The 23,258-nt window shown below is 74.0% G+C and carries 22 protein-coding genes and 1 pseudogene; 16 read left to right on the forward strand and 7 right to left on the reverse strand.

The window, feature by feature from the left end:
- The first annotated feature begins 41 nt into the window (after positions 1 to 41).
- Both AC6I72_RS37005 and AC6I72_RS37010 read left to right on the forward strand, forming a co-directional pair.
- Entirely contained in the window at positions 42 to 983 is a 942-nt protein-coding gene (locus tag AC6I72_RS37005) for a hypothetical protein (protein ID WP_498006113.1), read from the forward strand.
- A gap of 215 nt (positions 984 to 1,198) precedes the next feature.
- Complete coding sequence (locus AC6I72_RS37010; RefSeq protein WP_498006114.1) at positions 1,199 to 1,696, forward strand: hemerythrin domain-containing protein; 498 nt, start codon at positions 1,199 to 1,201, stop codon at positions 1,694 to 1,696.
- A gap of 178 nt (positions 1,697 to 1,874) precedes the next feature.
- On the opposite strand, the pseudogene AC6I72_RS37015 reads toward AC6I72_RS37010, so the two are convergent.
- The 5 genes and pseudogenes from AC6I72_RS37015 to AC6I72_RS37035 form a co-directional block, all read right to left on the reverse strand.
- Positions 1,875 to 2,351: pseudogene (locus AC6I72_RS37015) on the reverse strand (DUF3291 domain-containing protein); the annotation flags it as partial.
- A 48-nt stretch (positions 2,352 to 2,399) separates the two neighbouring features.
- Positions 2,400 to 3,233: a helix-turn-helix transcriptional regulator gene (locus AC6I72_RS37020; RefSeq protein ID WP_498006116.1), complete on the reverse strand. Its 834-nt coding sequence runs from the start codon at positions 3,231 to 3,233 to the stop codon at positions 2,400 to 2,402.
- Positions 3,234 to 3,420: 187 nt separating this feature from the next.
- Positions 3,421 to 3,774, reverse strand: a complete 354-nt coding sequence (locus AC6I72_RS37025; protein ID WP_498006118.1) for a hypothetical protein — start codon at positions 3,772 to 3,774, stop codon at positions 3,421 to 3,423.
- Between the two features lie 435 nt (positions 3,775 to 4,209).
- On the reverse strand, positions 4,210 to 6,654 hold the full coding sequence (locus tag AC6I72_RS37030) for an ABC transporter permease (protein ID WP_498006120.1): 2,445 nt from the start codon (positions 6,652 to 6,654) through the stop codon (positions 4,210 to 4,212).
- Positions 6,654 to 7,421 carry an ABC transporter ATP-binding protein gene (locus AC6I72_RS37035; protein ID WP_498006122.1) on the reverse strand — a complete coding sequence of 256 codons (768 nt, stop codon included), beginning with the start codon at positions 7,419 to 7,421 and terminating at the stop codon, positions 6,654 to 6,656. Before AC6I72_RS37035 ends, AC6I72_RS37030 begins: the two co-directional genes overlap by 1 nt.
- A gap of 146 nt (positions 7,422 to 7,567) precedes the next feature.
- Between AC6I72_RS37035 and AC6I72_RS37040 the strand changes: the two genes are divergently transcribed.
- From AC6I72_RS37040 to AC6I72_RS37060, 5 genes are all read left to right on the forward strand, one after another.
- The gene (locus tag AC6I72_RS37040) at positions 7,568 to 8,788 is read left to right on the forward strand and encodes a sensor histidine kinase (protein WP_498006123.1); all 1,221 of its coding nucleotides are present in this window, start codon (positions 7,568 to 7,570) and stop codon (positions 8,786 to 8,788) included.
- Positions 8,773 to 9,420 carry a response regulator gene (locus AC6I72_RS37045; RefSeq protein WP_498006124.1) on the forward strand — a complete coding sequence of 216 codons (648 nt, stop codon included), beginning with the start codon at positions 8,773 to 8,775 and terminating at the stop codon, positions 9,418 to 9,420. Before AC6I72_RS37040 ends, AC6I72_RS37045 begins: the two co-directional genes overlap by 16 nt.
- A gap of 270 nt (positions 9,421 to 9,690) precedes the next feature.
- The gene (locus AC6I72_RS37050) at positions 9,691 to 10,464 is read left to right on the forward strand and encodes a class I SAM-dependent methyltransferase (protein ID WP_498006126.1); all 774 of its coding nucleotides are present in this window, start codon (positions 9,691 to 9,693) and stop codon (positions 10,462 to 10,464) included.
- 52 nt (positions 10,465 to 10,516) lie between these two features.
- Positions 10,517 to 11,410 carry a menaquinone biosynthetic enzyme MqnA/MqnD family protein gene (locus AC6I72_RS37055; RefSeq protein WP_498006128.1) on the forward strand — a complete coding sequence of 298 codons (894 nt, stop codon included), beginning with the start codon at positions 10,517 to 10,519 and terminating at the stop codon, positions 11,408 to 11,410.
- Positions 11,407 to 12,939 (forward strand): cytochrome P450, encoded by a 1,533-nt coding sequence (locus AC6I72_RS37060; RefSeq protein WP_498006130.1) that lies wholly within the window; start codon positions 11,407 to 11,409, stop codon positions 12,937 to 12,939. The genes AC6I72_RS37055 and AC6I72_RS37060 overlap by 4 nt, the downstream gene beginning before the upstream one ends.
- Before the next feature lie 85 nt (positions 12,940 to 13,024).
- Here AC6I72_RS37060 and AC6I72_RS37065 read toward each other — a convergent pair whose 3' ends face one another.
- Entirely contained in the window at positions 13,025 to 14,326 is a 1,302-nt protein-coding gene (locus tag AC6I72_RS37065) for a beta-ketoacyl-[acyl-carrier-protein] synthase family protein (protein WP_498006132.1), read from the reverse strand.
- Positions 14,327 to 14,508: 182 nt separating this feature from the next.
- Between AC6I72_RS37065 and AC6I72_RS37070 the strand changes: the two genes are divergently transcribed.
- Together AC6I72_RS37070 and AC6I72_RS37075 are read left to right on the forward strand one after the other, a co-directional pair.
- Positions 14,509 to 15,330, forward strand: a complete 822-nt coding sequence (locus tag AC6I72_RS37070) for a helix-turn-helix domain-containing protein (RefSeq protein WP_498006134.1) — start codon at positions 14,509 to 14,511, stop codon at positions 15,328 to 15,330.
- 235 nt (positions 15,331 to 15,565) lie between these two features.
- Positions 15,566 to 16,264, forward strand: coding sequence for a helix-turn-helix transcriptional regulator (locus AC6I72_RS37075; RefSeq protein WP_498006135.1), 699 nt, complete (start codon positions 15,566 to 15,568; stop codon positions 16,262 to 16,264).
- Between the two features lie 228 nt (positions 16,265 to 16,492).
- On the opposite strand, the gene AC6I72_RS37080 is transcribed toward AC6I72_RS37075, so the two are convergent.
- Positions 16,493 to 17,470 carry an aldo/keto reductase gene (locus AC6I72_RS37080; protein ID WP_498006137.1) on the reverse strand — a complete coding sequence of 326 codons (978 nt, stop codon included), beginning with the start codon at positions 17,468 to 17,470 and terminating at the stop codon, positions 16,493 to 16,495.
- A 301-nt stretch (positions 17,471 to 17,771) separates the two neighbouring features.
- Here AC6I72_RS37080 and AC6I72_RS37085 point away from each other — a divergent pair, with 301 nt between their 5' ends.
- The 7 genes from AC6I72_RS37085 (at position 17,772) to AC6I72_RS37115 (ending at position 23,197) form a co-directional block, all read left to right on the forward strand.
- Positions 17,772 to 18,194: a hotdog fold thioesterase gene (locus tag AC6I72_RS37085; protein ID WP_498006139.1), complete on the forward strand. Its 423-nt coding sequence runs from the start codon at positions 17,772 to 17,774 to the stop codon at positions 18,192 to 18,194.
- Complete coding sequence (locus AC6I72_RS37090; RefSeq protein ID WP_498006140.1) at positions 18,191 to 19,228, forward strand: AvrD family protein; 1,038 nt, start codon at positions 18,191 to 18,193, stop codon at positions 19,226 to 19,228. The genes AC6I72_RS37085 and AC6I72_RS37090 overlap by 4 nt, the downstream gene beginning before the upstream one ends.
- Positions 19,225 to 20,226 carry a beta-ketoacyl-ACP synthase III gene (locus AC6I72_RS37095; protein ID WP_498006142.1) on the forward strand — a complete coding sequence of 334 codons (1,002 nt, stop codon included), beginning with the start codon at positions 19,225 to 19,227 and terminating at the stop codon, positions 20,224 to 20,226. The genes AC6I72_RS37090 and AC6I72_RS37095 overlap by 4 nt, the downstream gene beginning before the upstream one ends.
- Positions 20,227 to 20,374: 148 nt before the next feature.
- Positions 20,375 to 20,638, forward strand: coding sequence for an acyl carrier protein (locus AC6I72_RS37100; protein ID WP_498006143.1), 264 nt, complete (start codon positions 20,375 to 20,377; stop codon positions 20,636 to 20,638).
- Positions 20,639 to 20,642: 4 nt separating this feature from the next.
- Positions 20,643 to 21,335, forward strand: coding sequence for a histidine phosphatase family protein (locus tag AC6I72_RS37105; RefSeq protein ID WP_498006145.1), 693 nt, complete (start codon positions 20,643 to 20,645; stop codon positions 21,333 to 21,335).
- Complete coding sequence (locus tag AC6I72_RS37110; protein ID WP_498006147.1) at positions 21,332 to 21,625, forward strand: putative quinol monooxygenase; 294 nt, start codon at positions 21,332 to 21,334, stop codon at positions 21,623 to 21,625. The genes AC6I72_RS37105 and AC6I72_RS37110 overlap by 4 nt, the downstream gene beginning before the upstream one ends.
- Before the next feature lie 15 nt (positions 21,626 to 21,640).
- Positions 21,641 to 23,197: an FAD-dependent monooxygenase gene (locus AC6I72_RS37115; RefSeq protein WP_498006149.1), complete on the forward strand. Its 1,557-nt coding sequence runs from the start codon at positions 21,641 to 21,643 to the stop codon at positions 23,195 to 23,197.
- The last annotated feature ends 61 nt before the right edge of the window (positions 23,198 to 23,258 follow it).

Consider the following 23,258-nt stretch of genomic DNA (forward strand, 5'->3'; position numbering starts at 1 on the left):
CGCGGGCGCCGGAGGATGGGGTCCCGGCGGAGGGAGGCGCGGTGGAGCGTGGGGACCGGATCGGGCGCGCGGCGGCGTACGGGGCGGCGGCGGCCCTCGTGCCGTACCTGGTCGTCAAGGTGTCGTGGGTGGCCGGTTCGCTGCTGGGACTGCTTCCGGTCGGCAACGGGTTCGGCCTGGGCGGCTGGCTCGTCCTCAACACCGTCACGATGGGCATGGCCGCGGCCGGGATCACGCTCGGGCTGGCGCTGGTACGCCCCTGGGGAATGCGGATCCCCGGCCGGCTGGTGGGGTTCGTCGCCTGGGCCGGCTCGGGCTTCCTGGTGTCGATCCTGCCGTTCGTGGCCGTCAGCGCCCTCGTGGACTCCCGCACCCGGAGCCCGGCAGGCTCAGGGCAGTCGGACGGTGCCGCGGTGATGCCGGGCTGGGAGGCGGTCCTGCTCCAGTGCAGCTTCGTGGCGACCGGGCTCGCACTGGCCGTCGCGTTCCCCGCCTACCTGCGGCGGCGCCGGCCCCACGCGCTGCGCCGCCCGCGACGGACCGGGCCCCGCGCCTCGTCAGGGCCGTGGTGGCCCGTCGTGACCGGCGCCCTGACCGGCTCGGTGTGGCTCTACTGGGCGGCCGGTGGCCTGCTGGGCATCGCGGACCCCGACGAGCGGCCGGCCGGCCGGCACGTACTGGTCGGCGTCAGCGCCTGCTGGGCGCTCGCCGCGTCCGCCGCCGTCCTGACCCTGCGCCGACGCCGGCCGGCCCGGCTGTCGTATCCGCTCCTGCTCGCGACGGCGTGGCTGGGATCGGGCTCGATGTTCGCGTGGAGCGGCTGGCGCCTGCCGGCCACGGTGTACGTGACCCTGGCCCACCCGAGCGACGTCCACTACCCGGAGAACGCCGCCCTGGCGGTGACCCTGCACCTCACGGCGGTGCTGACGGGGGCTGCGCTGATACGGACGCTGGTGCGGGGAGACAAGATCACAGCGGCCTGAAGGCCATGCGCGCGGTGACTTCTGCGGCCGCCGTCGGGGGAGCGCTGTCGGTGCTCTGGCTGCTTGCCTCGCCCCTGCCGCGCGTTCGGTCCCTGGCGGCCGGTGAACCGCTCCTCGCCGCCGGGGCGGGCACCCGCTCGGGTGGCAGGTCTCGATCGCGGCGACGGGGGTATCCGCGGGGGCGGAACGTTGTCACCGAGCAGTGGGGAGTCACTGTGCCGTCCACGGACGTCGTCGAACTGATCCTGAAGGACCACCGGCGGATGGAGGATCTCTTCCGCACCATGCGCAACGCGGAGGCCGACCGGGCCGCGGCGCTCGGGGAGTTCGCCCAGCTCCTCATCGCCCACGCCTCCGCGGAGGAGGACGAGGTCTATCCCGCCCTGCGGCGTTACAAGAACGTGGAGGGCGACGACGTCGACCACAGTGTGCACGAGCACCATGAGGCGAACGAGGCCCTGCTCGCCCTGCTCGAGGTGGAGGACACCGGCTCCGAGGAGTGGGACGAGAAACTGGAGGAACTCGTCACCGCGGTCAACCACCACGCCGACGAGGAGGAGCGGACCCTGCTCAACGACGCTCGGGAGAACGTCGCCGCCGACCGCCGGTCCCAGCTCGGCGAGGCGTTCCGGGCCGCGCGCGCCAAGTATCTCGACGAGCGCTGCGGGGACGTCGACAAGGTGCGGGAGCTGGTGGCCTCCGCCGGCAAGTGACCTGCGCGGCCCGGGCGTTGCCGTACTACACCGGTGCCGTGCCCCCGGCCGCCGCCGGTCGCCCGCCCGCGCCGGCCGGCTCGTGCCGTGCCTGCCCGGCCGGAAGGGGCTGGGTCGCCGGAAGGTGCTCGGCGGTACGGAGGTGCCGGCCGGCCTGAAGGTGCTCGGCGGTCGCGGCGTGCCGGGCCGCCTCGGCCGCCGTGCAGGAGGAGGCGAAGGTGAACGCCCGGGGCCCCGGCCCGTGCTCCCGCAGCTCCGCCAGACGCTCCAGGGCCTCGTCGACGGTCGGGTGGTGACCGGCGGGGACCCACCAGAGCACCAGGTGCGCCTCGACGTGCCGTTCGAACCACTCGCGGCGCCGTCGCATCGCCTCCAGGTGGCCGCTGCGGTAGGTGAAGTCCCACAGCGCCTCCTGGGACTGCCACACCGTCAGGTTGACGATGACGCCCTCGCCCGCCGGGCGCAGGCCGGTGGCGTCGGCCGCCCCCTCCTCCACGAGCCGCCACACGAAGCCAGGCGCCTTGTCGGCGGCGGCGTTGACCGGGTCGAGCAGTTCGACGAACGGCGCCGTGCGCGGGTCGTCGAGGGGGTGGCGGAGCGTGGCGACGTTGAGCTGGGCGAGGTGGAGGTGGGCGGCATGCCCGGATGCGGTCATGACCTCATCTCAGCACGCCCCGTTTTTCTATGTCAATGGTGATTGTTTTTAGATGTCGGTCCGCGGAGGCCCGGTCCGCCGAGGCTCCGCCTGCTGCCCGTCCACCGGGGACCCGCCTGGTGCCCGGATACCCAGGACCGCCTGCTGCCCGACTGCTGAGGACCCGTCCGCGGGAGACTCGACCACCACGCAGCACTCGCCCGGCCGCGCGTCCATGCGCGCACGCAGTGGTCCGTCCGTCCCGAGCAGCCCCTCCAGCAAGGCGAGGTTCATGCCGCAGACCAGCGGCGGGAAGCGCTCGGCGACGGCGTGGAAGGGGCAGTTGCGCATCCGCACGATCCGCGAGGCCGCCCCTGCCGTGCCCCCCGTGCCGTCCGAGCCCTGGCCCTTCCTGCTGTCCGGGGCCTCGTCCTCGCCGCCTTCCAGGTGCGGTTCGTAGCCGCGGGCGGCCAGCATCTCCATGGCCTCTTCGAGGCCGCCGCAGGGCTTCGCCGAACCCCGCAGGGCCTCGCCCCGGCGGCGCGCGGCCGCGCAGAGCCCGGCGTCGATCCCGGCCTCCTCGGCGGCCTCGGCGAGCAGTTCGGCGGCGGTGCGGTAGTCGCGGCCGGGCAGCGACACCGACCGCTCGGCCCGCGCCCGCGTGTACACCTTGGCGGGACGGCCCGCCCCCGGCCCCGAGCGGCCCGTCAGGCGGCGGCTGCCGCTCTCCAGCAGCCCGGCCTCCGTCAGCCTGTCCAGATGGTGCGCGGCGAGCGTGCGCGCCACCCCGGCCGCCTCGGCCGCCTCGATGCGGCCGACTTCCCGGCCCTGGGCCACCACGTACTCGTACAGGCGACGCCGTACCGGATCCTGCAGCACCGCGATCGCGTCGATGTCCTCCACCCGGCCATTCTAGGAACAACCCGGACGGGAGATAGAAACACCGGACGGAGGACGCGGCGGCGCCCTCCGCCGGCCCCGGAACCGTCCCGGCGGAGAGCGCCCTTGCCGAACGGGGCGGCGGTGGCTCCCAGGAGCACCGCAGCGCCTGTTCACGTCTGTTCAGGCTTGGTCAGGTCTGGTCAGGCGGTCAGGAGAAGACGACCGAACGCAGGAGCAGACGGTCGGACGCACCCGCCCCCGGGCGCAGGACGTAGTACGTGTCACCCTCGCAGTCGGCGTCGAGGAAGACGGTGGCGGTGGCGTCCGTACGGTTCTTCGGCGCGCGGGAGACGGCGTCCGGGTCGGCGCCGGGCGCGGGGAGGTTGATGCAGGTGCCGCTCTCCGGGTTGTTCAGGAAGCCGACGGCTTCGTACCCCTCGGCGGTGGTGTAGGTGTAGCGGAACTGGCCGGTCGCCGCGGCGGCCGAGCCGGGCACGGCCAGAAGCAGGACGAGGGCACCGCAGGCAGCGCCGGCGGCCGCGGTGAGGGAGCGAAGTGTCACGGTGATCTCTCTCTGCCGAACCAAGTGCGGTCAGTGACAGCGATGCCCCACCCGGCGCGCGCCAGACGCCCTGTCCCTCGAACGAGAACGCCGAATCGTTCCCTCCCGATGCCGGTCGCCGTCCTGGCGACCGCACTCCTCAGCCCGGCGGCGCACGCCGCGCCGCACGACGGCCCGGCCCCGCGCGAGAGCCGCCCCGTCGCCCCGCCCCCTCCCGGATGCCGGTCGGCCCACCCACGCGGCGTCACGCCTTCCCGCCGTCCCCAGGGCTTCTCGCCGTCCCGCGGCCTTCCCGCCGTTCCCCGGCCTTCCCCCCGTTCCCCGCCTTCCAGCCGCGTGCCGCGGCGGCCCCGGAACCCCCGGGGCCGATCCGGGGAACTCCCCGGGCCGGGCCGGCGGACTCGGGGCCGCGCCGCCGGTCCTGCGCGCCGCCGGTCATGCGCTTCGCCGGGTCCGTCCTGCCCGTGCCGCCTGCCCGCGCAGGGTCTTCGCGGTGACGGCGACCCCCACCGGGACGGCCGCCAGCAGGGTGGCGGCGACGGCGGTCTTGAGGGCGCCGGCGTCGACGCGCAGCGACACGTCGGAAGAGGTGGCCTGGGACAGGCCGGAGGCCATGCCCGCCAGCGGGGGCAGTGTCACCAGCACTCCGAGGGCGGCGCCGATCACGATGAGCAGGGCGGTCTCACCGGCCGAGACCCACAGCAGCTGCCGGTCGGTGCCGCCGGCGGACCTCATCACCGCGAAGTCGCGGCGCCGGCCGTGCGCCGCCGTCGCCATGCTGTCGGCGACGGCGATCACGCTGTAGCCGACGGAGATCACGATCAGCATCATGGCCAGGCTGTCGGTCAGCCGGGCGTCGGTCTCGTAGTCGGCGAGCGCGTACTCGGCGGCGTCGTGCAGCGCCGTGCCGGGGATCGCGCCGGAGGCCCTGGCGCCGCCCGGGACGAAGATGTCGTCGGTCAGCGCGGCCGGATCGTGGGCCCGGACCAGCTCGCGGGGGACCACGAAGTCACCGCGCGCCGGGTCGTCGGGCAGGACCGCACCGACGCGCAGGGTGACGAGGGCGCCGTCGGCGAAGCGGAGCGGGACCTCCTGGTCCTTCCTCAGCCCCAGGTCCTTCGCGGTGTGCTCGCCGAGCACCGCCTGGCCCGGCCTGCTCCAGCGCGGGTCCCGGCTGCCCAGCACGTCCAGCACGGTGGCCCCGGCCACCGCGCCGGCGTACCCCGGACCCCCGGCGGTCCGCCCGCCCCTCAGCACGAACGCGCGGGCCGGCAGGGCGGCCTTGCCCACCGGGTTGGCGGCGACGGCCTCGTCGGTGTTGCCGGGGATGCCGTTCGCCGTCACGATCGTCTGCCCCTTCACCTTCAGCGCCTCGCCCGCCGGGTAGGCCACCCGCATCGTCTCCACCATCCCGCTGAGCAGCACCGCGAACCCGACGGCGGCGATCACGGGCGCCACCAGCGAGGCGGCCCGGCGCGGGTCGGCGACCAGCTCGGCGCGGATCAGCATCGCAGCGGCCGAGCCACCGCGCTGGAACGGGGCGGTCAGGAACCGGCCGACGGGGCCGATGAACACGGGAGCCAGCAGGGCCGCCGCGACGACCAGCGTCATCGTGGCGAAGATCGCCGCGTTGATCCGGTGGTCGGCGCTGGAGGCGGCCGTGCCGATGGCCAGGAAGACGCCCAGGCCCAGGACGGCCAGACCGGCGATCCAACGGCCGCGCCCCATGCCCCGGTCGGCGCGGCCGTTGTCCAGCAGCGCCTCGACGGGGGAGACCCGGGCGGCCTTGCGCCCCGCGGTCCACGCGCCGGTCACGCTGACCCCGACCCCGACCGCACAGCCGGTGAGCAGGGGCCAGGCGGCGACGGTGATCGCCATGTCCGGCGGGGTCACGCCCAGGTTCCGCAGGATGTTCCGCAGCAGTGGCGCGGCGGCGACGCCGGTCGCGCAGCCGGCGATCGAGCCGAGCAGGCCGACCACGGTGGCCTCGCCCAGGATCATGCGCTTGACCTGCTGAGGAGCGGCGCCGATGGTGCGCAGCAGACCGATCTCGCGGCGCCGCATCCCGGTCGCCAGGACCAGCATGGAGGCCACCACGAACACCGTGGTGAACAGGCCGAGGGCGGCCATGGCGCTGATGAGCTGGACGCCGAGGAAGCGCTTGTGCTCGATGTACCGGGGCTGGAGTTCGGCGCGGCCGTCCCCGAAGACGACGTCGCCCCGGTCGCCGAGCACCTTGCGGGCGGCGCCGACGACGGCCCCGGTGTCCGCGCCCCTGCCGGTGATCAGGGCGATGGCGCGGACGCCGGGCTGCTGCCGGGCGGCGAACGCCTCGCTGAAGTAGTAGCCGGGGCCGTCCACCGTGCCGGTGACGGTGAACTGCCGGCGTCCCTGAGTGATGTTGACGGTCAGTTCGCTGCCCACGGCGGCGCCCAGCGCGCGGTCCACCACGACCTCGCCGGTGCCGCGCGGTGCCCGCCCGGAGACCAGGCGGTAGGGCGCCGTGCGGACGCTGCCCCAGCCGTGTCCCGACTCCAGGGCGCCCTCGTCGGCGACGGGTTTGCCGTTCACGACGGCCTGCGCGTAGAAGGAGCGGTCGGCCACGGCGTCGGTGACGCCGGGGATCCGGTGGAGTCCGGCGAGCAGCGGAGCCGCCTCGTCCCTGCTCCACGGCATCCGGTCCTCGGGGCTGCCGTCGGTGTCGGCGGCCTGCCGCGGCAGGGCCAGGGCCGCGGTGCCCGCGTAGCGGGGCTGCACCCTCGGCCGGGCGGAGTCGTAGACGACCAGGGTGGTGGTGATCAGGGTGACGCCGGCCAGGACGGCGATGAAGGCGCCGAGGAAGCCGGACCAGCGTTCCCGTACGTTCGCGAGGATCAGCATCACGCCTCCAGCCGGGTCATGTGGGTGGCGACGGCGGCGGCCTCGTCGCGGCCGGAGCGGCCGTCCAGCGCGATGCGGTCGGCGATCCGGCCGTCCTTGAGGAAGACGACGACGTCGGCCGTGGCGGCCGCCACCGGGTCGTGGGTGACCATCAGCGTGGTCTGGCCCTCCTGGTCCACCAGCATCCGCATCATGCGCAGCACCTCCTGGGAGGTGACGGTGTCCAGGGCACCGGTCGGCTCGTCCGCGAAGAGGACGTCGGGCCGGGTGACGAGGGCGCGGGCCAGAGCCACGCGCTGCTGCTGACCGCCGGAGAGCCGGCTGGGGCGGTGCCCGGCCCGGTCGGCCAGTCCGACCGCGGCGAGCGCGTCGGCGACCTGCTGCCCGCTGACCTTGCGGCCGGCGAACCGCGACGGCAGCTCCACGTTCTGCGCGGCGGTCAGGGACTCGACCAGGTTGAAGGCCTGGAAGACGAATCCGACGTGGTCGCGGCGGAGCCGGGTGCGCTCCTTCTCGTTCTGCCGGCCGATGTCCACACCGGCGAGGACGATCCGGCCGGCGGTCGGCCGCTCCAGACCGGCCGCGCACTGCAGCAGGGTCGACTTCCCGGAACCGGAAGGTCCCATGATCGCGGTGAAGGTGCCGCCGGGGAAGCCGAAGGACACACCGTCCAGCGCGGTCACCCGATGTCCACCGCTGCCGTGGACCTTGCGCACGTCCTGGAGTTCCACCGCGTCCCGCACCGGGGCCCGCCTCGTTGTCGTCATACGTCGACTTCACCGTACGGCGGGTGCCCGGGGCACTGATCCACCCTCTACTTCGAAGGTAGAGGCAGCTCTACCTCTGCCCGTCCGGGGCCGCTCGTCGGGCGGACGCGCCCTCATCTGCCGCTCCGCGCGGTTACGTTGACCGCATGCGACCCACGACAGCCTGGCAGGCCATGACCCGGCCTCCGCTCAGCTTCCTGACCTCCAGCTGGCCCTGGCGGTCGCTCGCCTACCTCGGCAGCGGCGTCGTGGCCGGGGCCGCCGCCGTGCCGGTCCTCACCCTCGGACTGGCCGCGGGCCTCGCGCTGCTGGTCGTCCTGATCGGTGTCGCCCCGCTGGTCGGCATGGTGCTGGTCGCCACCCTGGTGGCCCGCGTCGAGCGCCGCCGGCTGCGCCTGGTGGACCTCGACCACCTCCCCGACCCGCACCGGGCGCCGGACGCGCCCGGCCCGCGCGCCTGGACCGCCGCCCGCCTGAAGGAACAAGTGACCTGGCGGGAGCTGCTCTTCGCGCTGCTGTCCGCGGCGGCGCTGTGGTGGATGGACCTGATGGTCCTCGGCTTCTCCTTCGGCGTCCCCGCCCTCACCTTCGCCTCCACCGACGGCGGCACCTGGCCGTGGACGGTGTTCGGCGCGATCGTGCTGCTCGCCTCCCCGTACACGGTGACCTCGTGGGCGGGAGCGCGGGCCGCCATGGCCCGCACCTTCCTCGCCCCGCGCGACAGGGAACTGGGCGAGGAACTGCGCGAGGTGCGGGCCTCGCAGGCGCGGCTGCTCGACTCGTTCGACGCCGAGCGGGTACGCATCGAACGCGACCTGCACGACGGCGCCCAGCAACGGCTCGTCTCGCTGGGCATGACGCTGGGGCTCATGCGACTGGAGATCCCGGATGACTCCCCGCAGGCCGAGCTGCTGACCCGGGCCGAGGCCCAGCTGTCCACCGCGCACCAGGAGTTGCGGGCGCTGATCCGCGGTCTCAACCCGCCGGTCCTCGCCGACCACGGTCTGGTCGCGGCGGTCGAGGACTACGCCGGCCGCTTCCCGATCCCGGTCACGGTCGACCTGCGGCTGCCCGAGCGGCTGCCCAGGAAACTGGAGACGACCATGTACTACCTCATCAACGAGGCCCTGACGAACGTGGCCCGGCACAGCGGGGCGGCCAGTGCCTCGGTGCGCGGCCGCTACCATTCCGATCTGCTGGTCCTCGACATCGCCGACGACGGTCACGGCGGGGTCGATCCCGCGGCCGGCAGCGGCGTGACCGGGCTCGCGGACCGCGTCACCGCGCTCGACGGCCGGATGCGGGTGTCGAGCCCCGCCGGTGGTCCCACCCTGTTGCACGTGGAGGTTCCGTGTCGCTTCGCCTGATCGTGGCCGAGGACGCCGTGCTGCTGCGCGAAGGCCTGGTCGGCCTCCTGGAGCGGGTCGGTCACCAGGTGGTGGCCTCGGTCGGGGACGCCGACGCCCTGGTCGCGGCGGTGCGCGCCGACCGGCCCGACCTGATCGTCACCGACGTACGGATGCCGCCCACGCTCGGCGACGACGGGCTGCGGGCGGCGGTGACCTTGCGCGAGGAGTTCCCGGCCCTGCCCGTGCTCGTGCTCAGCCAGTACGTGGAACGCTCCTACGCGCTGCGCCTGCTCGACTCGGGCGGCGGCGCGGGAGTGGGGTACCTGCTCAAGGAACGGGTCAGCGCGGTCGCGGACTTCGTCGCCGCGACCGAGCGCGTGGCCGCCGGCGGCACCGTGGTCGACCCGGAGGTCATCACCCAGCTCGTGAGGCTGCGCCAGGACCCGCTGGAGCGGCTGAGCGCCCGGGAGCGCGAGGTCCTGGCGCTCGTCGCGCAGGGCCGCACCAACGCCAACCTCGCCAAGCACCTGTTCATCAGCGAGGCGGCCGTGAACAAACACATCGGCAACATCTTCAGCAAGCTCGACCTGCCGGTCGACACCGACGGCCACCGCCGGGTCCTGGCGGTCCTCGCCTTCCTGCGGACCTGACGGCACCGCCCCCGTTCGTCCCGCGGCCCCGCCAGGGCGAACGGGGCCGCCCCGCCGTGGATCCCCCGGCGCGGCGGCCGTGAGCGGGAGACACCGCCTGCGCGCTCACGGGCGACGCTGCACGTTCCCGGTCCGGCCCGGCACGGTCGCGGCGCCGGGCCCGCAGCTGGCAGCAACCTGTCAGCAGGCGTACGGGAGTTAGCGCCCGGCGCGGCGCCGTGTTTGGCTGCCCGCAGTTGCGCTGAGCCCCTCGGAACCGAAAGGCGCGCCATGGAGAAGTACGGCGAGACCCTGTTCGCTCTGGACCAGGACGAGGAAACCCGGCTGCGCCTGCTCGCCGAGGTCTTCGATCCTCTGTGCACCCGGACGCTGGCAGCGCTCGGGGTGGCACGCGACGCACGGTGCCTGGAAGTGGGGGCCGGTTCGGGCTCCGTCGCCCGGTGGCTGTGCGGGCGGGCCCCGCAGGGCGACGTGGTCGCCACCGACCTCGACACGACCCTGCTGGAACGCATACCGGAACCCCGGCTGCGCCGCCTGGTGCACGACGTCACCCGCGACCCGTTCCCCGACGAGTCCTTCGACGTCATCCACGCCCGGCTGGTCCTCAGCCACCTGCCGCAGCGCGACGACGTCATGCGCCGGATGCTGCGCTGGCTGCGGCCCGGCGGCTTCGTGCTGATCGAGTCGTTCTGCTGGTTCCCCGTCGAGAGTTCACCGAACGCCGCCTACCGCAAGGTCATGCAGCGCTGGAGCAGCCTGATCTGCGGAACGCTGGGCACGGACAGCTGGTGGTCCCGCGGCCAGCCGGGCTCGTTCCTCGGCTACGGCTACCGTGACGTCGGAGCGAACACGGTCACCCAGAACCTGCAAGGCGGCACCCGGCTCGCCGACTTCTGGCGGCGGACCGTGGACATGTCGCGCGAACCGCTGCTCTCCGGAGGTTATGTGACCCCGCACGAGCTGGAGGAGTTCCACGCCCTGCTGGACGACGGGGACTTCTGGGACCTCGCGCCCGCCCTGGTGCAGTCGTGGGGCCGCAAGTAGCGGCCCGCCCGGCACCCTCCGCCTTCCCTCCGACCCACCGGGAGTGATGACCATGCCGACCACCGGACTCGGCACCGTAGGCCTGGACCCCGCGGCCCGGCAGCGTCGGCCCCGCGTCGGCCACATCTCGTTCCTGAACTGCCGCCCCCTCCTGTGGGGGCTGCGGCGCTCGCGGCTCCTGCCCGACGTGGACCTGGTGTCCCTCACCCCGGAGGCGGCCGGCGACCGGCTGGCCGCGGGCGGACTCGACCTCGGGCCGGTCAGCCTGGCCGCGTACCTGCGGCACACCGAGGACCTGCTGCTGCTACCGGGACCGGCCATCGCGGCCGACGGACCCGTCATGTCCTGCAACATCGTCAGCCGGCGCCCCCTGGAGACGACCCCCGCACCGCTCGTCGGGCTCACCTCGGCCAGCCGTACGACCGTGCTGCTGGCCCGGTTCCTGCTGGAGGAGCGGTTCGGGCTGACACCCCGCTACTTCACCGGCCCGCCCGACACGGCGGAACTGCTGCGCCAGGGCGACGCGGCCGTCGTCATCGGGGACCCGGCGCTCAGGGTCCACTTCCACGGTGTTCCGGGCGGGGAACCCGCGACCGTGTACGACACCGCGGCACTGTGGACGCGGTGGACCGGGCTGCCCATGGTCTTCGCCGTCTGGGCGGTGCGGCGGGAGTACGCCGAACAGCACCCGGACACCGTCGCCGCCGTGCACCGCGCCCTGCTGGCGGCACGGGACAGCGCGCTCGCGCACCTGGAGCGGGTGGCCGCCGAGGTCGCGCCGGGTTCCGGCTTCACCGCCCCCCAACTGCTCACGTACTACCGGACGTTGCGTTACGAACTCACCGGGGACGGGCTGCGTGCCGTACGCCGTTTCGGTGAGCTGGCCGCACACCGCGGGCTGGTGCCCGGCGACTGGGCCGTCCGTACCTTCGAGGCGGCCCCGTGACGGGCCGCGCGGCGGCCACCCCGCCGGTCCGGCCGGGTGGCCCCGACCCGGTGTCCGGCCCGCCGGAAGGGTCCGGTGGCGCGGACGCGGTGTTCAGTTCGCTGGAAGGGTCCGGTGGCGCGGACGCGGTGTTCAGCTCGCCGGACGGCCCCGGTGGCGACGACGCGGTGTCCACCCTGCGGCGCATCCTCGCCGCGCGGTCCCGGCCCGATCCCTACCCGCTGTACGAGCAGATCCGGGCCGCGGAGCCCGTGCGGGTCCCGGGCCGGCCCGTGGTCGTGTTCGCCTCCCACGAGGCCTGCCGCGCCGTACTGCGCGATCCCCGGGCCAGCAACGACCGGCGGCACGCCCTGCTCTACCGGCAAAGCGAGCAGGGCCCGCAGAACGAGCCGGTCGAGGGGGCCGAGCAGGCCGACCGGGCTCAGGGGACGCCCGCCATGGAGCTGCCGTCGTTCCTGTTCAGCGACCCGCCCCGGCACACGGCGCTGCGCCGGCTCGCCGCCCCCGACTTCACTCCGAGGGCCGCGCGGCGGCTGGCGCCCATGATCCGGGAGCTGATCGACGACCTGCTGGACGAGGCGGCGACGAGGTCACGGATGGACGGCGTCGCCGACCTCGCCTCCCCGCTGCCCGTCACCGTCATCTGCCGGGTCCTCGGCATCGACACCGGCGACCAGGACTGGTACCGCCTACGATCCTCCCTGCTCGGCCGCTCGGTCGACCCGTACCTGGCGTTCCTCGGCGTGCCCCCGCCCGGCCTCGCCGAACGCCGCCGGGCCGAGGCCGAACTCACCGCCTTCTTCCTCCGGACGGCGGCCCAGCGGCGGGCCGAACCGCGGGACGACGTCATGTCGCGGCTGCTGGCGGCGGCACCGGACGGCGAACGGCTCACCGACCAGGAGGTCGTCACCACCTGCCGCCTGCTGCTGAACGCCGGGCACGAGACGACGGTCGGCCTCATAGCCAACGGCCTGCTGCTCCTGCTGGAGCACCCGCGGGTCCTGGCCGCGCTGCGCGAACGCCCCCGGACGACGGCGCCGGCCGTGGTCGAGGAGGTGCTGCGGCTGCAGCCACCCCTCCAGATCGTGCACCGCCACGCCCGTGAGGACCTGGAGGTGTGCGGCACCCGCGTCGCCCGGGGTACGACCATGGTGCTGCTGCTGGCGGGGGCGAACCGTGACGGCGCCGTCTTCGGCTGCCCGCACCGCTTCGACGCGGAGCGGGAGGACGCGGGCGGGCACCTGTCCTTCGGACTGGGCACGCACTACTGCCTCGGTGCCCCGCTGGGCCGGCTGGAGGCCGAGCTGGCCTTCACACGGTTCGCGCAGCGGGTCGTGGAACCCCGGCTCGCCGAGGGGCCGCCCCGCTACCGGCCGCACGTCGTGCTGCGCGCGCCGGCGTCACTTCCGTTGCGCGCCGGTGCCGTCCTCGACCGGGCCACCCCCTGGGACGGCTCCCCGCCGCCCCGCACCACCGCGTCCCTCCTCCCGGCGAGGGCGGGGGCGGGGGAGGGGGCGGACGACGGGTGAGCGAGGGCCGCCCGCTGCTCGCCGGCGGCCCTCGCCGCCCCGCCGCCCGCCGCGGCCCAGTGCCGCCGGCCGCGGCGCCCCGCCGTCAGCCGCGGCGCAGCGCCAGTACCGCGTTGTGGCCGCCGAAACCGAAGGAGTTGCTCAGCACCAGGTCGCCGTGTCCGGGAAGGGGCCGGGGCACGGTGCGGACCACGTCCAGGGGGATGGCGTCGTCCAGGTCGTCGCAGCCGAGGGTGGGCGGGATGGTGCCGTGGTGGAGGGTGAGGGCCGCCGCCACCGCCTCCACCCCGCCGGCCGCGCCCTGCAGGTGCCCCAGGTTTCCCTTGAGCGCCGTGACGGGCACGGGCACGGTCCCCTCCCCGTCGCCGAAGACGGTGTGCAGGGCGGCCGCCTCCGCGAGGTCGCCCTCCACGGTCGCGGTGGCGTGCGCGTTGACGTGCACGACGTCGGCGGGGGACGCGTCCGCGTCGGCGATGGCGCGCCGCAGGGCGACCGCGACACCGCCTCCGGTCGGGTCCGGCGCGGCCATGTGGTGCGCGTCGGCGGACAGGCCCCACCCGGCGGCCTCGCAGTAGATGCGGGCCCCGCGGGCCAGTGCGTGCTCCTCCGCCTCCAGCACCAGCAGGCCCGCGCCTTCGGCGTTCACGAATCCCGTACGGTCCTTGGCGAACGGGCGGGACGCGGCCCCCGGTTCGTCGTTGCGCGCCGACAGCGCGCGCATCGCGGCGAAGGCGGCCATGATCTCCGGGGTGACGGCGGCCTCCGCCCCGCCGGCGAGCGCGACGTCCACATGGCCGTACCGGATCCGGTCGATGGCCTGCCCGATGGCCTCGGTGCCGGACGCGCAGGCGCTGACGACGGTCCGGGCCTCGCCCGTCACCCGCAGGTCCAGCGAGATCTGTGAGGCGGCCTGGGAGGGGACCGTCATGGGGGCGGTGAGCGGCGGGACCGCCCGCACGCCCCGGTCGCGCAGCCGCCGGTCGCCGTCGACCAGCACGGGCGCCCCGCCGATGATGGTGCCGACGCACACGCCGACCCGTTCCGGGTCGAGGCCGCTCGCCGTGGTGCCCTCCGCGGCGAAACCGGCGTCCTGCCAGGCCTCGCGGGCGGCGAGCACGGCGAAGAGGGCGGCCCGGTTCATGCGCCGGGCCTGTGGTTTGGGCAACAGGTCGAGCGGATCGACGGGCACGGTTCCCGCGATGCGCACGGGATGGCCGGCGAACTCCGGGGCGTCCAGCGGGCGGATGCCGCAGCGGCCCTCGAGCAGGCCCTCCCACAGGGCTTCGCCGCCCCGTCCCAGGGGGCTGATGGCGCCCACTCCGGTGACCACGACGCGCCGGCCCTGCCGGGCGCCGCTCGGTGTTTCCGCGTTCGTGATGTGCTTCACAGCCTGATCCTCGATTTCAGTGTGACTTCTCTGACGTTTGAAGCGCGTTCTCAGGCGTCCGGCCGGTGTTTTCCGGCCGAACTCCCTTGTGCCAGGCACCGGCTGACCAGCACTCAGCCGACGGCGGCGATCAAGCCTCCGTTAGAGTTGACTCTCGGATTAAGCAGCGATCGGGGGAAATCGTGACCGGAACCAGTGAAACCGACATATCCGGACCCGCTTCGACCGGCGGGGAACCGGAGGAATTCCAGCTCGAATTCGGTGACCTTCCCGCACTGTTGCGCGCCTGGCGCGCCGAGGCCGGCGCACGGCTCGGCCGCGCCAAGGCGCTGCCCCAGAAGGAGGTCGCCCACCGGATGGGCGTCAGCGAACGCTGGTACCGGGCACTGGAGAGCGGGGCGCAGGTGCCGCTCACCGCGGACACGCTGACCAGCCTCGCGGACGCGCTGGACCTGGGACCGGACGAACGGACCGCGCTGTACTGGTACCGGCGGACCGAGGTGTCGGACGAGGAGCACCCGCAGGGCGACGACGGCAGGATGACCCGCCTGAAGCAGTTCGTCGATGCGCAGTCGAATTTCCCTGCCTATCTCATCGACCACGCGTGGAACGTCATCGCCTGCAACGAGCTGATGGTTCAGTGGTTCCCCTGGGTCCGCGAACCGCGGGCCAATCTCATGCGCTGGGTACTGCAGAATCCGGAGTCGCGAGAGCAGATAGTCGACTGGCATCGACAGGCTTCGCTGTACCTCGCCCAACTGCGCTTCGCACTCTTCCGGTATCCGGAAGACGCGACCCTCCAGGCTTTATTGGAGAGTGCCTTGAATGATTCCGAATGCCGGGAACTGTGGGACGCCGGGCCACGCATCATCGCGTTTCGCCAGGGCGGACGCTTCCATCTCTCTCTCCCCCATGTTTCACAGACCGAGTTGGTTGTCACCGCCCAGGTCCTCCTCCCCGCGTACCGGCCAGGCGCACGCTTCGTGGCACTCATGCCGGCGTAGTGGCTCCTGTCCGGGAGTCACTATTACACAGAACCGGAATGCTCGACAGCGGCAAATTTTTGCCGCTTGACACCACTTCAAGTCAGCTCCACCCTTGGGTCTGCCGACGATGACATGGCACGCCCGAAGGGGGCTCTCGCCGCACCGCAGACCCCTTCCCTCAAGGGCTGATTCCTGACGCATAAGGAAACGCCATGTTAAATCCACGTATCGATTTCCACAGTGGAATGAGGGCATGGAAAACCAGTTGTCGATGAGACCCGACGACCGCCGGACGATCCCCCGCACCACGCTGGAGGCACTGCCCGACTACGACGCCCTGGCCTCTCTCCTCGACACGCTGCGCCACCGTACGGTGCGCGAGTTCCGGCTCGCGCTGCCGCGGCGCCCCTACGACCCACGGGTGCGCGAGCGGCTCACGTCGCTGAGCGCCGAACTGGTCCGCCGCGGCGCGCGGATCCGCGCCCTGCACCTGGCGGACGTCGGCTGCGATCCCGCCTACGCCGGCGACATCCGGCGGATCGCCGCCACCGGGGCGGCCGTCCGGGCGCTGCCGCGGCTCCCGGTGTGGATGGCCGTCGCCGACCGGGACCTCGCCGTCGTCCCGTCGGACCCGGGCCCGGCAGGCTCCCCGGCCACGCTGCTGCGCGGCCGGGTACTGGTCGGGGCCTACCAGGCGCTCTTCGACCAGGTGTGGGCGCGCTCGGCCCTGTCGTCCGCCGCGGCGGACGCCCCCGGGCACGGCGTTCCGGCCGGCCGGGACCGGGAGGTGCTGGCACTGCTGTCCGAGGGCCTGACCGACGAGGGCATCTCCCGGCGCACCGGCCTGTCGGTCCGCACCGTCCGCCGGACCATCGCGGCCGTGATGGTCCGGATGGGCGCACAGAGCCGCTTCCAGGCGGGGGTGGAAGCGGCCCGGCGCCAGTGGATCTGACCTGCCGCCGGGCGGTGGCCGGCCGGGGCGGGAGGCCGCGCCCCAGGCTCGCCCCGGCCGGTCCGCCCGACGTGTCCGGCGTGGCGGACGCGGCCTCCGCCCCTGACGGGGACGCCGGTCTTCGTCCCTGACCGGGACATGGCCTTCGTCCCTGACCGGGACGCGGCCTTCGCCCCTGACCGGGAGGTGTTCTTCAGTCCTGACCGGCGTGACGACGCACGTACCCGCTCACAACCCCGTCCGCGCCAGGTCCTCCTCCGCGTACCGCTCGCCGCTCGGCGGAGTGAGCGCGTCGAGCCGGGCGAGCTGGTCCGCGGTCAGGACGACGGCGTCGGCCGCCGCGTTCTCCTTGACGCGGGCCACGCGCTTGGTGCCGGGGATCGGGACCACGTCGTCGCCCTGCGCCAGCAGCCAGGCCAGCGCGACCTGGGCGGGCGTGGCGCCGGCGTCCGCGGCGACGGCCTCCACCTCGTCGACGATGGCCAGATTGCGCTCGAAGTTGCCGTCGGCGAACCGCGGCGTGCTCAACCGGAAGTCGTCCGCGGCCAGTTCCGCCGTGGAACGGATCGCCCCGGTCAGGAAGCCGCGGCCGAGCGGCGAGTAGGCGACGAGCCCGATGCCCAGTTCCCGCAGCACCGGCAGCAGCGGCTCGGCGGGCCGGCGCGACCAGAGCGAGTACTCGGTCTGCACCGCGGCCACCGGGTGCACGGCGTGCGCGCGCCGCACGGTGTCCTCACCGGCCTCCGACAGCCCGGCGTACCGGACCTTCCCCTCCCGCACCAGCTCGGCCAGCGCGCCCATCGTCTCCTCGATCGGCGTCCCCGGGTCGACGCGGTGCTGGTAGCAGAGGTCGATGCGGTCCGTACCCAGCCGCCGGAGCGAGCCCTCGACCGCCTTGCGCACATTGGCCGGTGAGCTGTCGAGGACGTTGGGCCCGGCGCCGTCGTGCGCGACCAGCCCGAACTTCGTGGCGATGACCACCTCGTCACGCCGTCCGGCGACGGCACGGCCGACCAGTTCCTCGTTGACGAACGGACCGTAGATCTCGGCGGTGTCGATGAAGTCGACCCCCAGGTCCAGGGCCTGCCGCACGGTGCGGACGGCCTCCTGCTCGTCGCTCCCCGCGCCCGTGTAGTAGTCGGACATCGTCATGGCTCCCAGGCCGATGCGCGAGACATCGAGCCCTCCGAGCGAAACACGCTGCACCGGACGGCGCTCCCTTCCTGATCGGTCGATCCCCCGTACAGACACGTACGGCCGAGCGTACCGAAGCACGAGTACATGGACGGCGGGTCGCCGCCGGGCCACAAGTCTCGCGGAACACCGCGCACTTACCACCGGAATGGCAGCAACAGGCCATGCCCCTTATGGCGGTCGGGTCCTCGTGTTTGACTCCTGTCGGTCCGCCGGTGCGGGCCGCGGAAAAAGACGGAGACCAATGCCGAACATGATGCTCGGGCCCATAAGGGTCGACGGCTCATACGCGGGAGAACAACTCACCCGGCAGATGGGCATAGAGATAATCCGATGCGAACCGGGAATCGTCGTGGGCACCATGCCGGTTTCCGGAAATCGCCAGCCGCTGGGAATTCTGCACGGCGGGGCGAATGCGGTGTTCGCGGAGACACTGGGTTCCGTCGCCGCGTTCCTGCACGCCGGACCCGGCGGGAACGCGGTCGGCGTCGACCTCTCCTGCACGCACCACCGGTGGGTCTCCTCGGGGACCGTCACCGGGGTGTGCCGGCCCCTCGACGAGCGGCAGACCACCGCCTCGTACGAGATCGTCCTCACCGACGACCTCGGCCACCGCACCTGCACGGCACGTCTCACCTGTGCGGTCCGGCGCGGCGGCGCCCGCCGGCCGGGACTCCGCCCGGCGACCGCCCCGCCGCCCCGGCTCGCCCCTTCCCGACGAACGGAGCACCGATGACCCCGACTCCGACCCCCATCGCGCCGGCGGCCGCGACTTCGGCACCGGCCGTGCCGATGTCCGTCGACGACCACCTCGGCCCCGCCGAGCGGCGCTTCTTCGGCCGCGGCTTCCGCCGGGTCGGCTACGACATCGGCGAGGTCGCGCTCGCCGTCGCGGACGGCACGGTCCAGGCGCGCTCCTCGGTGGGCGTGCGCTACCCGTCCGACTGGTCGAAGAAGGCGGCCGGCACCGACCTGCGCCCCCACTTCAGCACCGTCGACGGCCTCGTCGTCGCCGCCCAGCTGGCCGAGGCCTGCCTGCGCGGCCCCGGCACCGACCTGCGCGGCGCCTGGCTGCGCAGGGTGCGGATGGCGGCCGGCAGCAGCCCGCAGGAGGACCTGGCCGGGCTGCCGGCCCGGGCGACGCTGCGCGGCACCGACCCGGCCGCCGGTGATCCCGCGCGCGTGGTGTCGGTGGTGGACTGCGCGATCGGCACCATGCGGGTGCGCTGCGAGATCGAGCACGCGCCGGTCGCGGCCGCGCCCCGCGCGGGCACCCACGCGGGCCTGGACGAACTGCTCGGACCGGCCGCGGACCGCTACTTCGGCACCGGGTTCACCACCCGGCGCCAGTTGATCCACGACGTGCGGGTGGACCACCGGGCGCTGCGGGCCGAGGCCGCGCTGACCGTCGTCCACGAGGACGGCGCCCCGGTGCCGGCCGCCGGGCTCGAAGGCGCGTACCAGCCGTCGGTGTCGATGATCGACGCCTTCGTCACCGCCCTCCAGCTCGCCCAGATCATGCTGTACGACCTGGACGGCATGCGCCGGCAGGACAGCAACACCCTGTGGATGCGGCAGACCGTGCTCACCGCCTCCCGCCCGGACCGCCCCGGCCGCCGGGTCCCGGTGACCACCCGCCTGGACGACGCCGGCCTGCTGCAGAAGGCGGACGGCACCTGGCGCACCCTGACCGTGGCGGGTGAACTCGCCGGGCTCCAGGTGCGGTCGGCGGTCGCCCACCGGCTTCCCGAGGGGCGTGCGGCGGCATGACCCGAGCAGCAGTGATCGCCGGTGTGGGCGGACACGTACCGCCCAGGATCGTGACCAACGACGACCTCGCCCGGCACCTGGACACCTCCGACCACTGGATCCGGACCCGCACCGGCATCGCCACGCGCCATGTCGTCGACCCGGGCACCAGCACGGGCGACCTGGCCGTCGAAGCCGGCCGGCGCGCCCTGAAGAACGCCGGTGCGGACGGCGCCGACCTGGTGATCGTCGCCACCACCACGCCCGACCGTCCCTGCCCGGCCACTGCGCCGGCCGTCGCCGACCGCCTGGGCCTGACCGGGGTACCGGCCTTCGACGTGGCCGCCGTGTGCTCCGGGTTCCTCTACGCGCTCCAGGCCGGCGCCGCCGCCGTGACCGCCGGTTTCGCCGGACGGGTCCTGGTGATCGGCGCGGAGTCCTTCAGCACCATCCTGGACCCCGAGGACCGCACCACCTCCGTCATCTTCGGGGACGGGGCCGGCGCGGTCCTGCTGCGGTCCGGGACCCGCGACGAGCCCGGCGCCGTGCTGGACGTCGACCTGGGCAGCGACGGCTCACTGGCCGACCTGATCACCGTCCGGGGCGGAGGCGCCGAGGAGCGCTCCCGGGGCGGCACGCCCCGGCCCGAGGACCGGTACTTCCGCATGGACGGCAAGTCCGTCTTCTTCGCCGCGGTGCGCCGCATGGCCCAGTCCTCGCGCACCGTCCTGGAGCGCACGGGCTGGCAGGTCGCGCAGGTGGACCGGCTCGTGGCCCACCAGGCCAACACGCGCATCATCCACGCCGTGGCCGAACAGCTCGGGCTGCCGCCGGACCGCGCGGTGACGAACATCGAGCACGTCGGCAACACGTCGGCCGCCTCCGTCCCGCTCGCCCTCGCCGACGGCCTGGCCGACGGCACCCTGCGCGCCGGACACCGGGTCCTGCTGACCGCCTTCGGCGGCGGCGCCACCTGGGGCTCGGCCACACTGACCTGGCCGGACCTGCCGGCCGGCTGATCCCGGCGCGGCCCCCCACCGGCACACCGGCCGGCCCACCCACCACCGCCGGCAGCCCCCTGCACACCCTCCGGCGGACCCACCGGCACACCCTCCTGCACACCCGCACTTCGCCCAGCCCCCGCCCCTGCACCACGAAAGGTGAATCATGACCGGCTCCGTGACCACGATGATCATCGACATCCTCACCGGCAAGTTCGACATCCCGGCCGAAGAGGTCTCCCCGGACACGGTCTTCGACGACCTGGCCGTGGACTCGCTGGCCCTGCTGGAGATGTCCCTGATCCTGGAGAAGCGGCTCGGCGTCTCCATATCGGAGGGCGTGCTCACCTCCGGGCAGAGCGTCGACGAGGCCGCCCGCGTGGTCGAGGCCCTCGGCGCTCCCGCCGCCGCCGGCCCGACCGCCGCCTGAGCCCGTGCGCGTGGTCCTGCTCCGGCACGGAGAGACCGCACTCAACGCGGCCGGCCGGTTCCAGGCGCAGACCGACGCCCCGCTCAACGACGAGGGGGTACGGCAGGCACAGCGGGCCGCACGGTCGCTGCCGCCGGACGGCTGGGCGGCGGTGTACTCCTCGCCGCTGTCCCGGGCGGCGCAGACCGCCGCGTACGCCGCCGGCCGGCTCGACGTGCCCCACCACCGCGCCGACGGCCTGCGCGAACGCCACCTCGGCGCACTCGACGGCCTGGACCGTGCCGAGTTCGCCCGGCGCCGCCCGGCCACGATGCGGCGGCTGCTGACCGATCCGGGGTACACGCCGCCGGGCGGCGAGAGCGGACACACCGCCCTGGCCCGCTTCGGCGGCGCGCTGGCCGGCATCCTCACCGCGCACCGCGGGGCCGGACGGCTGCTGGTGGTGGCCCACGGCGGCGTCCTGAACCTGCTGACCCGGGCCCTGCTCGCGGACCGGGCCGAAGCCCCCCGCGCACTGGTCGGCACCTGCCACGCGCTCTGCGTGGACGCCGAGTGGACCCCGTCCGGCCGTCCCCGCCTCGTCCTGCGCCACTGGAACGCCGCCCCCGAGGAGTGCGCCGGACCCGGCCGCTCCCGCGAACCCCTGACCCCCGTCGCCCTCGACGACCTCACCGCCCAGGAAGTGACCCCCGCATGAGCATCGAGATCACCGTCCTCTTCGACGTCGTACCGGACCGGACGGAGCAGACCGCGGACGCCTTCGCGCGGCTGTGCGCCGAGACCCGCGAGGAGGAGGGCGCGCTGCGGTTCGACGCCTTCCGGTCCGCCGAGCACGACCACGTGATCGTGCTGGTGGAGGAGTGGGCCGACCAGGCCGCCATCGACCTGCACATGAAGCAGGAGTACGTCGCCGCCTTCCTCGCGGCCACCGACGGCGCCTTCGTCCGCCCGCCCTCCGTCCACCGGCTCCGCCCGCTCGGCGCCTGACCGGGGGTGGCTGACATGCAGCGGCCGCGCGTCCTCGTCGTGGGGGCAGGCCCGGTCGGGATGGTGCTCGCCGGCGAGCTGCTGGCACACGGGATCGGCGCCGACGTCATCTCCAAGCTCCGCAGACAGAGCCCGCACTCCCGCGCCACCATCCTGTGGCCCCGGGTCCTGGAACTCCTGGACCGCGTCGGAGTGGGCCGGAAACTGGTCGACAACGGTCACTACTTCGACCAGATGAACTACTACTCCGAGAAGAAGATGATCGGCCTGGTCCGGTTCGACCGGCTGCGGGGCGTCGGCTATCCGTTCGCCATCACCATCCCGCAGTGGCGCACCGAGGCGATCCTCGAAGAGCACCTGACCGCACTGGGCGGAACCATCGCCTACGACACCACCTTCCTCGACGGCACCCAGGACGCGCACGGCGTCACCTGCCGGCTGCGCCTGCCCGACGGCCGTACCGAGACCCGCGGCTACGACTACGTCGTCGGCGTCGACGGCTACGGCAGCACCGTCCGCGACGCCTTCGGCTTCCGGTTCGCGGGCCGCACCCTGCGCACCCGGCTCGCCATCACCGACGCGGAGATCCTCGGCGAGACCACCAGCAGCGAGGCCGCGTACTACCTGACCCGGTCCGGCAACATGGTGCTGGCGCCGCTGGGCGACGGGGTGTTCCGGGTCGGCGCCAGCGTCCCCGACGACTACACCGGCGACACCCCCGACCGCGCCTTCTTCGAACGGCTGCTGGCCGAGCGGGTGCCCGGCGCGCGCCGGCTCGGGGACATGCGGTTCAGCGGCGTCTTCACCGCACACGTCCGCTCGGCGAGCAGCTACCGGCGCGGCCGGGTCTTCCTCGCCGGGGACTCCGCGCACGCCATGAGCCCGTCCGGGGCGCAGGGCCTGAACACCGGCATCCAGGACGCCGTCAACCTGGGCTGGAAGCTGGCCGGCGTGGTGCGCGGCGACTACCGTCCCGACCTGCTGGACAGCTACGACACCGAGCGCCGCCCCGCGGTCGACGAGGTGGCCGGCCTGTCCACCCGGCTCGCCCGCATCGGTCTGTACTCCACCCGGCGCCGCATCCTGGCCCGCGACGCCCTGTACCGCCTCGGCACCGCGACCGGCGCCCTGGAGCGGGTCCTGGCGCCCCGGCTCGCCCAGCTCGACACCCACTACGGTCCCCGGCCCCGGCGCGGCACCCTGGTGCCGGGGGAGCGGCTGCCGCTGGGCTGGCGCGCCACCAGCACCGAACCCGTCCTCGCCGTGGACCGCTTCACGGTCCTGCTGTGGCCCGGGCTCCAGTACCGCCACGAGCAGTGGACGCGGACCGTGGACGCCCTGCGCGCGGAGGTGGACGGCGTCCTCCTCACCGACCTGGGCGGCCGCCCGCCCGGCCTGCTCCTGGGCAAGCTCGGCCGCGCCGCCCAGGCCCTGGTGGTACGCCCCGACGGCCACCTCGACACCGTCGTCGCCCTGGGCGGGGACCCCGTCTCCGACGCGCGCACGCTGACCCGGGCACTGGCCCGCCACACGCGCACCACCACCGCACCCCTGACCGCCGTACCGGCATGAACCCGGCGGCCCCCGACGGGCGCCGCCACGACACCTGAGTCCGGCGGCCCCCGCCGGGCCG

This window comes from Streptomyces sp. Xyl84 (genome assembly GCF_059731885.1).